Below are 12,627 nucleotides of genomic sequence, written 5' to 3'. Positions count from 1 at the left end.
CACCCGCTCCGCCCTGGACCAGGCGTTCGGCTCGGCCGCGTCGTTCGCCGCCGTACCGGCCCGTGCGTTCGCGGTGCTCGACGGGGTGGAGGCGCTGCTGCACCGGATCAACGGGGTGGTGGACCGGATTGAGGGCACCCTCGACCGCACCGACCGGGTGCTCGACGACGCCGACGCGGCGGTCCGCGAGGTCGCCGTGATCAGCGCCGCCGCGACCACTGCCATCGGGACCGCCACCGAGGTGGCCACGGCAGCGGCCGTGGTGGTCGGCGAGGCCGAACGGGTCTCGGCCGCTGCCGCCGTGGTGGTCGGCGAGGCGGAACAGGTGGCCGGGGCGGCCGGGGCACTGGTCGGCGAGGCGGGCGCGGTGGCCGGCCGGGCCGCCGGCACCGTGGACGCCGCCGCCCGGGCGGGCCGGCACCGCCGCCGAACTGCTGGCCGCGTACGAGCCGGCGTTGCGCCGGGCCGCGCCGATGGCGGCCCGCTTCATCGAGCAGCTCAGCCCGGAGGAGGTGACCGCAGCCATCCGGCTCGTCGACGAGCTGCCCAAGCTCAAGGAGCACCTGACCTCGGACATCCTGCCGATCCTGGCCACCCTCGACCGGGTCGGCCCGGACCTGCACGACCTGCTCGACGTCACCCGCGACCTCAAGCTGGCCGTCGCCGGCATCCCCGGGCTGGGCATGCTGCGCCGCCGGGGCGAGAAGCTGACCGACGACTGAGGCCGGCCGCGCCGGAACCGGCAGGTCAGGCCGTGGCACGACCGTCCGTAGGTCAGGCCGCGGCACGGGCCGCCGGCAGGTCCGGCCGCCGGCAGGTCACGCGTGCGGCAGGTCAGGCCGGCGGGGCGTACAGCTCGTCGATCTCGACGCGGCGGGGCAGCGCCACCGAGGCACCGAGCCGGCGTACGCAGGCCGCGCCGGCCGCCGCCGCCCAGTGCACCGCGTCGAGCAGTTCCCGCCCCTCGCCCCAGGCCACGGCGAGGGCGGCGGTGAAGGCGTCCCCGGCGGCGGTGGAGTCGACCACGTCCACCTTGACCGGCGGCACGTGCACCGTCGCACCGTCCCGGTCGACGTACCAGGCGCCGTGCCCACCGAGGGTGAGCACCGCCCGGGGCACCAGGGCGAGCAGCGCGCGCGGGTCGTCCCGCCCCTGGCCGGTGAGCGTCACGGCCTCGGTCTCGTTGACCACCAGCAGGTCCACCGCGGCGAGCAGCTCCGCCGGCAAAGTGCGGGCGGGGGCGGCGTTGAGCACCACCCGGGTGCCCGCGGCGTGGGCGGCGACGGCCGCCTCGGTCACCGTCTCGAGCGGCACCTCCACCTGCGCGACCAGCACGTCCGCCTCGCGTACGGCGTGCAGCTCGCCCTCGGTGAGCCCGGTGAACGCGCTGTTCGCGCCCGGGGTCACCAGGATCGCGTTCTCCCCCTCGGCCCCGACCATGACCAGGGCCACCCCGGACGCGCCGTAGACCACCCGGAGCTGGCCGGTGTCCACCCCGGCGGCGGTGATCCGGGCCTTCAGGGTGACCCCGAAGGCGTCGGAGCCGATCGCGCCGAGGAAGACGCAGGACGCGCCCGCGCGGACCGCCGCGATGGCCTGGTTGGCGCCCTTGCCGCCGGGCAGCATGACGAAGTCGCTGCCGAGCACCGTCTCGCCCGGCCGGGGCAGGGCCGGTGCCGTCCCCACCAGGTCCATGTTGGCGCTGCCCACCACGGCCACCCGGGTCTGGCGCATGTTCGTCACTCCTGTCGCTCAGGCGGCGCGCGCGGTGTACCGCTCGCCGTGCCGCTCGACCACCAGCGGCAGGCCGAAGGTCTTCGACAGGTTGTCACCGGTGAGCGTCTCGGCGAGCAGGCCCTGCGCCACCACGCCCCCCTCGCGCAGCAGCAGCGCGTGGGTGAAGCCGGGCGGGATCTCCTCGACGTGGTGGGTCACCAGCACCAGCGCCGGCGCGTCCGGGTCGTACGCCAGCTCGGCCAGCCGGGCCACCAGGTCCTCGCGACCGCCCAGGTCGAGCCCGGCGGCCGGCTCGTCGAGCAGCAGCAGCTCGGGGTCGGTCATCAGCGCACGGGCGATCTGCACCCGCTTGCGCTCCCCCTCCGACAGCGTCCCGTACGCCCGCTCGGCGAGGTGCCCGATGCCGAGCTGGCCGAGCAGCGCCCGGGCCCGGTTGGTGTCGCTGCGGTCGTAGCTCTCCCGCCAGCGGCCGACCACCGACCAGGCGGCGGTGACCACCACGTCGGTGACCCGCTCCTCGGCGGGCACCCGCTCGGCCAGCGCGGCGGTGGAGAGACCGATGCGGGTCCGCAGCTCGTTGACGTCGGTCCGACCGATCCGCTCGCCGAGCACGTGCGCGGCGCCGACCGTCGGGTGCAGCCGGCCGGCCGCCAGGTTGAGCAGGGTCGTCTTGCCGGCGCCGTTGGGCCCGAGCACCACCCAGCGCTCGTCCAGCTCCACCCGCCAGTCCACGTCGTGCAGCAGCGCGGTGCCGGAGCGGCGTACGCCGACACCGTCGAGGCTGACCACCAGATCCGGGTCCACGTTCACCCGACCATCCAACCACGCACCGCCGCGGTGCCCCCCATGGGCGGCCCGGTGGCCATAGGGTGGGGCGCCGTGTCGTTGGTCACCAACCCCGGAGGACGGTTCATGCCCGACCGCTGCCAGGAGCCGCGCCGATGAGCGCGGTGATCGAGATCGACGGCCTGCGCAAGACGTTCCACAGCGTGCGGCAGGGGCACCGGGTCGCCGTCGACGGTTTCGACCTGCGGGTCGACGCCGGGCAGATCCACGGTTTCCTCGGGCCGAACGGCTCGGGCAAGACGACCACGCTGCGCGCCCTGCTCGGGCTGGTCCGGGCCGACGCCGGCCGGATGAGCGTGTTCGGGGCCAGCTCGCCGGAGCAGCTGCCGGCGGTGGCCGGGCGGGTCGGCGCGATCGTGGAGAGCCCGCAGTTCTTCGGCAACTTCACCGCCCACCGCACGCTCCGGCTGCTCGCCCGGGCCGGCGGCGTACCCACCGCCCGGGTGGACGAGGTGCTGGAGCAGGTCGGGCTGCGCGACCGGGGCGACGAGCGGGTCAAGGGCTATTCGCTGGGCATGAAGCAGCGGCTGGCGGTGGCGTCGGCGCTGCTGAAGGACCCGGAGCTGCTGATCCTCGACGAGCCGGCGAACGGGCTCGACCCGGCCGGCATCCGGGAGATGCGCGACCTGATGCGGTCGCTGGCCGCCGCCGGCGTCACGGTGCTGCTGTCCAGTCACATCCTGGCCGAGATCCAGCTGATCTGCGACCACGTCACGATCATCTCGCGCGGTCGCCGGGTGGCCGCCGGCCGGGTGGACGAGGTGCTGGCCGGGTTCGACCAGCACGAGTTCGCGGTCCGGGTGGCCGAGCCCGACCGGGCGGCGGAGCTGCTGCGCGCCGGTGGCCTGGCGGTCACCGAGCACCCCGACCAGCTGGTGGTCGGCGGGGTGGACGAGCCGGAGCTGATCACCCGCACGCTGGGCGAGCAGGGGCTCTGGGTGCGCGAGCTGGTCCCGCTCCGGCCCGACCTGGAGAGCGTCTTCCTCGAGCTGACCGGCACCACGCCGCATCCGGCGATCCCCCGGCAGGTGGACGACTCGGTCCGGCCGGACGCCGCACCCGGGGACGCGGTCATCGACCTGGACGTACGCGCCGACGAGATGCGGGAGGTGCAGGGGTGAACCTGGTCCGTGCCGAGCTGGAGCGGCTGACCGCGCGTCGCTTCGTGCAGCTGATGGTGGTGCTGCTGCTGGTCGCCTTCGCGGTGACCGCGGCGACCACGCTGGCCGGGTCGCACCGGCCGTCGACCGAGGAGCTGGACCGGGCCCGCGCCGCGGTCAACGAACAGGTCGCCAACATGGAGGCGGCGCACGACCGGTGTCTCCGGGTGAAGGCCGGCACCGCCGCGCCGGAGGAGGGCGACTACCTGCCGGCCGACTGCGCCGAGATCGACCCGGCCCGGATGGAGCAGCTCCCGGTGGTGTCGGACTACCTCAGCGGGGTCCTCGTCTTCGCCAACCAGGCCCGGCCGCTGCTGTACTTCCTCATCGCCTTCCTGGTGCTCTTCGGGTTCCTGGTGGGCGCCTCCTACATCGGCGCCGACCTGAACTCCGGCGGCGTGGTCAACCTGCTGCTGTGGCGACCGCAGCGGATGGCGGTGCTCGGGGCGAAACTGGGCACCCTGCTCGGCGGCCTGCTGGTGTTCGCCGCGGTGGCGTCGGCGGCGTACCTGTCGGTGTTCTGGCTGATCGCGCAGGGGGCGGGGCTGCCGGGGCGGTTGGACGGCGAGTTCTGGCAGTCGCTGGGCGGCACGTACGGGCGAGGGCTGGTGCTGGTGCTGCTGGCGGGCGCGCTGGGCTTCGCGATCGCCACCCTGGGCCGGCACACGTCGGCGGCGCTGGGCACGGTCGCCGCCTATCTGGTGGTGTGGGAGCTGGGTGCGCGGCTGGTGTTCCAGATCCTCGACGCGGCCCGGCCGGACGCCTGGATGCTCTCCACCTACATCGCCGCCTGGGTGAACGGACAGGCCCGGTTCCTCAACTACCACGCCTGCCAGGGCGAGGGGAGCGGCTTCTGCGACGGCTTCTACACGGTGACCTGGGCGCCGAGTCTGGCGGTGCTGCTGGGCCTGACGGCGGTGCTGCTGGTGGCGGCGTTCAGCACGTTCCGCCGCCGCGACCTGATCTGAGGCTCGGCGTACGGCCCCCGTCCCGCACTCCGGCGGCGACGGGGGCCGTACGCGTTTCCCGGCAACTCCTTGCAAGCCTGATCCAGCTCGTGAAGAATTCCTTCACATGGCGGCGACGAGGACGACGACGGTCGACGGGCTCCGCAGCCGGTCAGCCGACCGTCGAGCCGAAGACCTCGTCCCGGACGGCGTCCAGCGCGGTACGCAGCGCGCCGCGCAGGATCGGCTCCTCGGTCAGCCCCGTCGGCACCACCCGCGGCCGGACCAGCGTGATCGCGGCGACCTCCTGCTGCACCCGCTCGGCCAGCGCCGCCCCGCCCGCCTGACCCACCTCACCGGCGAGCACCACCAGCGGCGGGTCCAGCACCACGCAGGTGCTGGCCACCCCGAGCGCCAGCCGGCGCGGGCGAGTTCGTCCAGCAGCGGATCGCCGTCGGCGCCGGCCGCGACGGCGGCGTGCCGCGTCGGCGGCGGTGTCGGCGGCGAAGCCGTGCTCCCCGGCGACCACCCGTACCGCGTCGCCGCCGGCGAGCTGCTGGAAGGCCGGCTTGGCCCGCTTGGCGACGTCCCGCGGGATGGGCGCCCCGGGCACCGGCAGGTAGCCGATCTCGCCGGCCGCGCCGGTGCTGCCGTGGTGCAGCCGGCCGCCGAGCATGATCGCCAGACCCACGCCGGCCCCCACCCAGACCAGCACGAAGTCGGCGAGACCCCGGGCGGCGCCGGACTGCGCCTCGGCGACCGCGGCGAGGTTGACGTCGTTCTCGAAGACCACCGGGGTGTGCAGGTCGTCGCGGAGCGCGGCGAGCAGGCCGCTGTGCCAGCGCGGCAGGTTGAACGCGAAGGTGATGTCGCCGGTGCCCGGGTCGACCAGGCCGGGGGTGCCCAGCACGATCCGCCGTACGCTCGACAGCTCCGCGCCGGCGCTGCTCGCGGCCTGGACCACCGCGTTGTGCACCACCCCCACCGGGTCGTCGGTGTCCTTCGTGGACTGTTCCACCCGGCCGATGACCGCGCCGGTGATGTCGGCGCAGGCCGCCACCACCCGGTCGGCACCGACGTCCACCCCGACCACGTGGGCGCTGCCCGGCCGGACGGCGTAGAGCTGGGCGTTCGGGCCCCGCCCGCCGGCCTGCTCGCCGACCCGGGTGACCAGGCCACGCTCCTCCAGCCGCTCGACCAGCTGGCTGGCGGTGACCTTGGACAGCCCGGTCAGCTCGCCGAGCCGGGCCCGGGTGAGGGGACCCTGTTCGAGGAGCAGCTCCAGCGCCGCGCGGTCGTTGAGCGCCCGCAACAGGCGGGGGGTGCCGGGCAGCCGGGTCGCACTCATGCCACGTCCTCTATTTTCAGTAAACTTTGTTTCTTACTAAACGTCCTGTAGAACGGGTGTCCGTAAGCGTATCGGCCACCCGGAACCGGAGCCTCGGACGACCCGTCAGCGACACCGCCCGGGACGGTCGTCTCCGGTGCGACACTCGTGCCGTCGGAGAAGGAGAGAACACGTGGGGCTGGATCCAGGACTGCGCCGACTCGCGCTGGGCACGCTGCTCGCCGCGTACCCGGGGCCGGTCCCGCCCGACTGGGCGGTCCGGCTGCTCGCCGACGGGCTCGCCGGGCACACCCTCTTCGGCACCAACGTGCACGACCCCGCCCAGGTGGCGGCGAGCACCGCCGCGCTGCGCGCCGGCCGCCCCGACGCCATCGTGGCGATCGACGAGGAGGGCGGCGACGTCACCCGGCTGGCGCACGCCACCGGCAGCCCGTACCCCGGCAACGCCGCACTCGGCGCGGTCGACGACCCGGCGCTGACCCGCGAGGTCTACGCCGCGATCGGCGCGGAACTGGCCGTCCTCGGCATCACGGTCGACCTGGCCCCCACCGTCGACGTCAACACCGCCGACGAGAACCCGGTCATCGGCACCCGTTCGTTCGGCGCCGACCCGCAGCGGGTGGCCGTGCACTCGGCCGCCGCCGTCGCCGGCCTCCAGGCCACCGGGGTCGCCGCCTGCGCCAAACACTTCCCCGGCCACGGCGCGACCGTCGCCGACTCCCACCACGAGCTGCCCACCGTCGACGTGTCCCCGGCCGTGCTGCGCGAGCGCGACCTGCCGCCCTTCGCCGCCGTGGTCGATGCCGGGGTCCGGGCGATCATGACCGCGCACATCCGGGTGCCGGCGCTGACCGGCGACGGTCCCGCCACCTTCAGTCGCGCGGTCCTGGTCGACCTGCTGCGCGCCGAGTACGGCTTCACCGGCACCGTGATCACCGACGCCCTGGAGATGAAGGGCGCCGCGCTCGCCGCCGGTGGGGTCGGGCCGGCCGCCGTCCGCGCCCTGGCCGCCGGGGCGGACCTGCTCTGCATCGGCGCGCAGGTGGACGCCGAGCTGGTCGAACGGGTCGCCGCCGAGATCGTCGGCGCGCTCGGCGACGGTCGGCTGGACCGGGCCCGGGTCGAGGAGGCCGCCGGCCGCGCCGCCGACCTCGCCGGCTGGTCGAGCGTCGCCGGATCCCCTACCCCCGCCGTCGACGGTCTCGGCTACGCCGCCGCGCGACGTGCGGTCCGGGTCGAGGGCGACCTCGCCGGGCTGGTCACGCCGCTGGTGGTCCAGGTGCACGCCGCCTCCACCATCGCCGAGGGCCGGGTGCCGTGGGGGCTCGGACCGCACCTCGCCGACGCCGAGGTGGTCCGGGTGGTGGCCGGCGAGACCGACGCCGCCGAGCTGCGCCGGCTCGCCGGGGTACGCCCGATCGTGCTGGTCGGCCGGCACCTGCCGGCTGCCGGGCGGCCCGGCGCTGGTCGACGCGTTGGCCGCCGCCCACGGTGACCGTGGTCGAGATGGGCTGGCCGGGCGGCTGGCGGCCGGCCGGCGTCCGGGCCTTCGTCAGCACGTACAGCGCCAGCCACGCCAACGGCCGCGCGGCGGCGCAGGTGCTGGGCCTGGCCGGCTGAACCGGGGTCAGCCGAGGCCGCGCCGGCCCGGCCGGCTGGTCGGCCGGCCGTCGTCGGGGAGGCCGAGCAAGGCCGTCCACGGCGGTGATCCGCAGCACCCGGGCCACCACGGGCCGGGCGTTGGGACCCGGAGGGTGGCCCGGCCGACCGCCTCGGCGACCCCGCGCAACAGCGCGCCGACGCCGGTGGAGTCCGGGTAGGAGACCTCGGTGAGATCGACGACGATCTCCACCACGCCGGCTCGGCGGAGCACGGCGTCCAGGGCCTGGTCCAGCTCCGCGGCACTGGCCATGTCGATCTCGCCGTGCACGGCCAGGGTGACGTGTCCGGGCTCGGTGCTCTGCGTGCCGATCTGCATGACCCACCTCTGCCCGCTACCGGCCCCCGCCCATTACCGAGGGGGACCCTACCCGGCCGCACCGACGCAGCGCGGGCGCGGTCCCGCCGATAGACCGGCTGGTCGGCACGTCTTCCCAGCTCAAGTCCGCTAGCGGACAGTCCCGACCGGCCGGGGAATCCTTGTCGACCGGGCCGGCGGCACCTAGCGTCACCGGTGACGGACCTGGGAGGGGACAGGTTGCGGACCGTGGATCCGGCCCGGGATCCACGGTCCGCGCCGCCGGTCAGCGCGCGGCGGGTGCCACCGGGTCGGCGGCCCGCGCGTCGGTCTCCGTGCCGTCCGCCGGCATCTCGGGCCGGTGCTCCTCGTCGAGCATCGTGGCCTCGTCGAACGGGTCGTCGCCGCGCAGCACCGCCACGGCCCGCTCCCGGTCGAACTGACCGGTCCAGGTGCCGACGAGCACGGTGGCGACGGCGTTGCCGGCGAAGTTGGTCAGCGCCCGCGCCTCCGACATGAACCGGTCGATCCCGACGATCAGCCCGACCCCGTGCACCGGGCCGGCTCAGGGCGGGTCCACCCCGTACGACCGCCAGCCACGGTCCGGGAAGCCGGCCGCCTCGGCGACCCGGGCCGACGCGACGTTCCCGAAATCGTGCCGGTAGGTGGGTACCGCCCCCTCGTCGAGCACCCGGCGGGCCGCCTGGGCGACCAGCCGTCGGGCGAGCCCCCGCCCCCGGGCCTCCGGGGCCGTGCCGACCGCCATCTCGTGCCCGTACGCGTCGTGGCGCTTCACGCCCACGCCGGCCAGGTAGCGCCCGTCGCCGTCCCGGACCACCAGCACCGGCCGGTCGAACAGCCGCAGCCACGGTGGCAGTCCGGGCGTGGTCGGCGGGATCCACTCCCCCGCGTCGGCCAGCCGGGCCGGGGCGACGCACCACCGGTAGACGCCCTGGTGGGTGGGCCAGTCCGGCTGCCCGACCAGCGCCGGCAGCTCGGGCAGCAGCCGCTCGACGGACCGGTCGGCGGCCCGGGCCCGCACCGCCGCGACCCGGTCGGGCGGCACGGACAGCACGGTGCACTCCGGGGCGGCGACCGCGATGGCGAGGCGGAGCCGACCGTCCCAGGCCGGGCAGGCGCGCCGGTGCGAGCCGACCACGTGCAGCCCCGCGCCGGCCGGCCACTGCCCCAGCCAGCTCGCCAGGTGCAGGGACATCCGCCGGTCGAGCGCCGTGGTCACCTTCTCACCCATCATCGTGATCACCGTACGCCCGCCGGGCCCGGTCCGGCTCGGGCTTACCGCCCGGCGTGGTGGTCGTGGTCGGCCGGGGCCGGGTCGTGTCCGGTGGCGCCGGGGTGGTCCGCCGGGTCGTGGCCGGCCGTGCCGTGGTGGTCCGCCTGGCGGCCGGCCCCGTGGTGGTAGCTGTGCACCACGGCGTGGCCCCGGCCCCGGCCGATCAGCGCCCGGTTGACCGGCACGGTGACCACGAACGCCACCGCGAGGGCGACCAGCAGGCTGACCCAGAAGAGCCGGTCGGTCAGCCGGGCGTCCATCGCGCCGGGCACGGCCAGCATGACGGCGTTGTCGACGACCTCCATCACCGCGATGCTCACCGTGTCGGCGGCGAGCGCCACGCCGATCGCCGTACGCAGCGGCAGGCCCGAGCGGAGCACCGGGCGGACGGTCAGGGCGTAGCCGAAGAGGAAGGCCAGCGCCACCGCGAGCAGGATCGTGGCGAGGCCGGACCAGCCGAGCGCGGTGCCGATGACCATGCCCAGCACCTCGCCGATGGCGCAGCCGGTGAGGCAGTGCAGGGTCGCCGCGATCGCCAGCCGGGTCAGGTTCGAGTTCTGCATGTCGTGGACCATATACCCCCCGGGGGTAACCTGCGAAGCGATGTCCGTCACTCCCGGACGTAAGGGCCTCGCAACACCTCGCCCCGACCTTGCGTCGTTACGCTGGCCCCCACCGAGGGAGGTACGCCGTGACGCAACGGGTGCTGGTCGTCGACGACGACCGGACGGTCAGCGACGTGGTGTGCCGCTACCTGGAACACGCCGGCTACCGGGTGGACCACGTGGGCGACGGCGCCGCCGCCCTCGCCGCCGTCGCCCGGCAACCACCCCAGCTGGTCGTACTGGATCTGATGCTGCCGGTGCTCGACGGGCTGGAGGTCTGCCGGCGGCTGCGGCAGCGGCCGGACGGCGTACCCATCGTCATGCTCACCGCACGCGGCGACGAGGCCGACCGGATCCTCGGCCTGCAGCTGGGCGCGGACGACTACCTGAGCAAGCCGTTCTCCCCGCGCGAGCTGGTGCTGCGGGTGCAGTCGGTGCTGCGCCGGACCGGCGGCGAGCCGGCCGGCGTGACGGCGCAGGTGCTGACCGACGGCGGCCTGGTGGTGGAGACCGGCCCCCGGGTGGCCCGGCTGCACGGCCGGGAGCTGACCCTGACGCTGCGCGAGTTCGACCTGCTGGCCCACCTGATGCGCCATCCGGCGCGGGCGTTCCGCCGGGCGGAACTGCTGGACCGGGTCTGGGGCTGGAGCTTCGGCGACCAGTCCACGGTGACCGTCCACGTGCGCCGCCTGCGGGAGAAGGTCGAGGACGACCCGGCGAACCCCCGCCGGATCGTCACCGTCTGGGGCGTCGGCTACCGCTACGAGCCGACCGATGCGTGACCTGGCCCTGATCTTCGGTACGGCGCTCGCCGCGGCCTGCGGCGTCGGGCTGGTGGGCGCGGCGGCGCTGCGACTGCTGCGCGGCCGGTCGATCACCGTGCACATCTTCGTGCTGCTCACCATGACCGTCTCGGCGGTGGTGGCCGGGGTGGCGGTGATCGCGGAGGCGATGTTCCTCTCCCCGCACGACCTGGAGGTGGTGCTGACCACCGTCTCCGCCGCGGCGGTGGTGACCCTCGCGGTGGGCTTGCTCTTCGGCCGCCGGCTGGCCGCCGCGGCGGTCTGGGCGGACCAGGCGCGGGAGCGGGAGCGGCGGATCGAGAAGGGCCGCCGCGACCTGGTCGCCTGGGTCTCGCACGACCTGCGTACGCCACTGGCGGGCCTGCGGGCGATGGCGGAGGCGCTGGAGGACCGGGTGGTCCGGGACCCGGAGACGGTCGAGGAGTACCACCGCCGGATCCGGGTGGAGACCGACCGGATGACCCGGCTGGTCGACGACCTGTTCGAGCTGTCCCGGATCAACGCCGGAGCGCTGCGACTGTCCCTGTCGGCGGTGCCGCTGGGCGACGTGGTCTCCGACGCCCTGGCCGGCACCGCCCCGCTGGCCGCCGCCCGCCGGATCCGGCTGGTGGCCGCCGAGTCGGGTTGGCCGACGGTGGCCGCCAGCGAGCCGGAGCTGTCCCGGGTGGTCGGCAACCTGCTGCTCAACGCGGTGCGCTACACCCCGGAGGACGGCACCGTACGGGTCGACGCCGGCCGGGACTCGGACACCGCGTGGCTGGCGGTGGCCGACAGCTGCGGCGGCATCCCGGAGTCCGACCTGCCGCGCGTGTTCGACGTGGCGTTCCGGGGCGAGCCGGCGCGGACACCCCGCCCCGGCAACGGCGACGCGGCGGGATCGGGCGGTCTGGGACTGGCGATCGTGCGCGGACTGGTTGAGGCACACGGCGGGCGGGTAGACGTGGAGAACGTCGCCGATGGCTGCCGGTTCGTGGTCAGGTTGCCGGCGGCGGGAACCTGAGACATCGATCGCACGTCACACCTATTTTCATACATGTACAACTTTCTCTGGGACGGTAATGGTCATGCCTAATCAGCCGAATGACCGGTACCAGCAGGACACCGAGCGGAGCTGGCGCGCGGCCGAGGCCGCCGGCCGGTTCCCGGGGCAGCCGCCGTACCGGGAGTCCCGGAGAACGACGGCGCTCTCCTGGGCCGAGCTGAACGCGCTGCCCGCCGGCGCCTCCACCCGGCGCGGCCTGACCGCCCGTTGACCGGAGTACGCGGACGAAAGCGACGACACACCCGGGCGCTCCAGCCGGACCGTTCGCACACGTGTCGGGTAGCGTCTCCTGGTCCGAAAAATCGGCCTACCACAGGAGATGCTCCGCGCATGGGCAAGAAGACGATCCACGTCTCCGACTTCAGCGGCACGGTTCTGCAGCAGGACGACGAGGTGGTCCGCGTCGTCGTGCTGGAGCACCCGGACCTGGTCGCCGGCCCCGTGCAGTTGGACGCGACGCCGGTCGAGATCGAGAGCATCGACGACGCCGCCCTGGACGTGGCGGTGGTGGAGATCCACGACAAGCACGGTCACGGCGAGCCGCGCCGGGTGGTGCTGACCGCCAGCGAGTTCGACGCGATGGCCACCGACGTGCCGATGGCCCAGCTGCTGCGTACCGCCGAGCGGGTGAAGCCGCCGAAGGCCCGCAAGAGCGCCGAGAAGATCGACTACGGCACCCTGGAACACGCCGGGAAGCCGCACCGCGGCCGGGTCACCGAGGAGGAGTCCCGGCTGGTGCGGGAGCACCTGGACGAGGTGAACAAGCGGCTCGCCGACGCCGGCGTCCGCCAGATCGACCCGACCGACCCCGAGCACGCCCTCCGCTACGGCTTCCCCACCGCCGACTGACCGCGGCACGGGTGCGCGCCCCCGTGCCGCGCACCCGTG

At 74.8% G+C, this 12,627-nt stretch carries 14 protein-coding genes and 1 pseudogene; 8 read left to right on the top strand and 7 right to left on the bottom strand.

Going from position 1 to position 12,627, the window contains the following annotated elements:
* Positions 1-455 precede the first annotated feature (455 nt).
* The gene (locus tag MRQ36_RS19440) at positions 456-722 is read left to right on the top strand and encodes a hypothetical protein (RefSeq protein WP_242797449.1); all 267 of its coding nucleotides are present in this window, start codon (positions 456-458) and stop codon (positions 720-722) included.
* Positions 723-834: 112 nt separating this feature from the next.
* Here the strand turns inward: MRQ36_RS19440 and MRQ36_RS19435 are convergent, their stop codons facing one another.
* Together MRQ36_RS19435 and MRQ36_RS19430 are read right to left on the bottom strand one after the other, a co-directional pair.
* Complete coding sequence (locus MRQ36_RS19435) at positions 835-1,734, bottom strand: ribokinase (protein ID WP_242797448.1); 900 nt, start codon at positions 1,732-1,734, stop codon at positions 835-837.
* An 18-nt stretch (positions 1,735-1,752) separates the two neighbouring features.
* Positions 1,753-2,547: an ABC transporter ATP-binding protein gene (locus MRQ36_RS19430; protein ID WP_242797447.1), complete on the bottom strand. Its 795-nt coding sequence runs from the start codon at positions 2,545-2,547 to the stop codon at positions 1,753-1,755.
* A gap of 131 nt (positions 2,548-2,678) precedes the next feature.
* On the opposite strand from MRQ36_RS19430, the gene MRQ36_RS19425 reads away from it, so the two are divergent.
* Together MRQ36_RS19425 and MRQ36_RS19420 are read left to right on the top strand one after the other, a co-directional pair.
* The gene (locus MRQ36_RS19425; RefSeq protein WP_242797446.1) at positions 2,679-3,704 is read left to right on the top strand and encodes an ABC transporter ATP-binding protein; all 1,026 of its coding nucleotides are present in this window, start codon (positions 2,679-2,681) and stop codon (positions 3,702-3,704) included.
* Positions 3,701-4,711: an ABC transporter permease subunit gene (locus MRQ36_RS19420; protein WP_242797445.1), complete on the top strand. Its 1,011-nt coding sequence runs from the start codon at positions 3,701-3,703 to the stop codon at positions 4,709-4,711. The genes MRQ36_RS19425 and MRQ36_RS19420 overlap by 4 nt, the downstream gene beginning before the upstream one ends.
* Positions 4,712-4,862: 151 nt before the next feature.
* Here MRQ36_RS19420 and MRQ36_RS19415 read toward each other — a convergent pair whose 3' ends face one another.
* The gene (locus tag MRQ36_RS19415) at positions 4,863-6,038 is read right to left on the bottom strand and encodes an ROK family transcriptional regulator (RefSeq protein WP_242797444.1); all 1,176 of its coding nucleotides are present in this window, start codon (positions 6,036-6,038) and stop codon (positions 4,863-4,865) included.
* 172 nt (positions 6,039-6,210) lie between these two features.
* Between MRQ36_RS19415 and MRQ36_RS19410 the strand changes: the two are divergent.
* A pseudogene (locus MRQ36_RS19410) lies at positions 6,211-7,658 on the top strand (glycoside hydrolase family 3 protein).
* A gap of 7 nt (positions 7,659-7,665) precedes the next feature.
* Here the strand turns inward: MRQ36_RS19410 and MRQ36_RS19405 are convergent.
* The 4 genes from MRQ36_RS19405 to MRQ36_RS19390 all read right to left on the bottom strand — a co-directional run bounded on the left by MRQ36_RS19405 (position 7,666) and on the right by MRQ36_RS19390 (position 9,852).
* A complete protein-coding gene (locus tag MRQ36_RS19405) occupies positions 7,666-8,016 on the bottom strand; it encodes an STAS domain-containing protein (protein WP_242797443.1) in 351 nt (116 codons plus the stop codon).
* A gap of 265 nt (positions 8,017-8,281) precedes the next feature.
* A complete protein-coding gene (locus tag MRQ36_RS19400) occupies positions 8,282-8,551 on the bottom strand; it encodes a hypothetical protein (protein WP_278187552.1) in 270 nt (89 codons plus the stop codon).
* A 9-nt stretch (positions 8,552-8,560) separates the two neighbouring features.
* Complete coding sequence (locus tag MRQ36_RS19395; RefSeq protein ID WP_242797442.1) at positions 8,561-9,250, bottom strand: GNAT family N-acetyltransferase; 690 nt, start codon at positions 9,248-9,250, stop codon at positions 8,561-8,563.
* 41 nt (positions 9,251-9,291) lie between these two features.
* On the bottom strand, positions 9,292-9,852 hold the full coding sequence (locus MRQ36_RS19390) for a DUF4396 domain-containing protein (protein WP_242797440.1): 561 nt from the start codon (positions 9,850-9,852) through the stop codon (positions 9,292-9,294).
* A gap of 128 nt (positions 9,853-9,980) precedes the next feature.
* On the opposite strand from MRQ36_RS19390, the gene MRQ36_RS19385 reads away from it, so the two are divergent.
* From MRQ36_RS19385 to MRQ36_RS19370, 4 genes are all read left to right on the top strand, one after another.
* On the top strand, positions 9,981-10,676 hold the full coding sequence (locus MRQ36_RS19385; protein ID WP_242797439.1) for a response regulator transcription factor: 696 nt from the start codon (positions 9,981-9,983) through the stop codon (positions 10,674-10,676).
* Complete coding sequence (locus MRQ36_RS19380; protein ID WP_242797437.1) at positions 10,669-11,697, top strand: sensor histidine kinase KdpD; 1,029 nt, start codon at positions 10,669-10,671, stop codon at positions 11,695-11,697. Before MRQ36_RS19385 ends, MRQ36_RS19380 begins: the two co-directional genes overlap by 8 nt.
* A 64-nt stretch (positions 11,698-11,761) precedes the next feature.
* A complete protein-coding gene (locus MRQ36_RS19375) occupies positions 11,762-11,950 on the top strand; it encodes a DNA repair protein (protein WP_242797435.1) in 189 nt (62 codons plus the stop codon).
* 119 nt (positions 11,951-12,069) lie between these two features.
* Positions 12,070-12,588, top strand: coding sequence for a hypothetical protein (locus tag MRQ36_RS19370; protein ID WP_242797433.1), 519 nt, complete (start codon positions 12,070-12,072; stop codon positions 12,586-12,588).
* Positions 12,589-12,627 lie beyond the last annotated feature (39 nt).

Source organism: Micromonospora sp. R77 (assembly GCF_022747945.1).
GTDB lineage: Bacteria > Actinomycetota > Actinomycetes > Mycobacteriales > Micromonosporaceae > Micromonospora.
The sequence above is the reverse complement of the archived record's forward strand: the minus strand, read 5'-3'. Positions and strand labels throughout refer to the sequence as shown.

What these genes read in the sequence shown, in the direction of transcription:
- MRQ36_RS19435 (WP_242797448.1), bottom strand. Translation starts at nt 1,734, where the DNA reads ATGCGCCAGACCCGGGTGGCCGTGGTGGGCAGCGCCAACATGGACCTG.
- MRQ36_RS19390 (WP_242797440.1), bottom strand. Translation starts at nt 9,852, where the DNA reads ATGCAGAACTCGAACCTGACCCGGCTGGCGATCGCGGCGACCCTGCAC.
- MRQ36_RS19405 (WP_242797443.1), bottom strand. Translation starts at nt 8,016, where the DNA reads ATGCAGATCGGCACGCAGAGCACCGAGCCCGGACACGTCACCCTGGCC.
- MRQ36_RS19380 (WP_242797437.1), top strand. Translation starts at nt 10,669, where the DNA reads ATGCGTGACCTGGCCCTGATCTTCGGTACGGCGCTCGCCGCGGCCTGC.
- MRQ36_RS19395 (WP_242797442.1), bottom strand. Translation starts at nt 9,250, where the DNA reads ATGATGGGTGAGAAGGTGACCACGGCGCTCGACCGGCGGATGTCCCTG.
- MRQ36_RS19375 (WP_242797435.1), top strand. Translation starts at nt 11,762, where the DNA reads ATGCCTAATCAGCCGAATGACCGGTACCAGCAGGACACCGAGCGGAGC.
- MRQ36_RS19425 (WP_242797446.1), top strand. Translation starts at nt 2,679, where the DNA reads ATGAGCGCGGTGATCGAGATCGACGGCCTGCGCAAGACGTTCCACAGC.
- MRQ36_RS19370 (WP_242797433.1), top strand. Translation starts at nt 12,070, where the DNA reads ATGGGCAAGAAGACGATCCACGTCTCCGACTTCAGCGGCACGGTTCTG.
- MRQ36_RS19415 (WP_242797444.1), bottom strand. Translation starts at nt 6,038, where the DNA reads ATGAGTGCGACCCGGCTGCCCGGCACCCCCCGCCTGTTGCGGGCGCTC.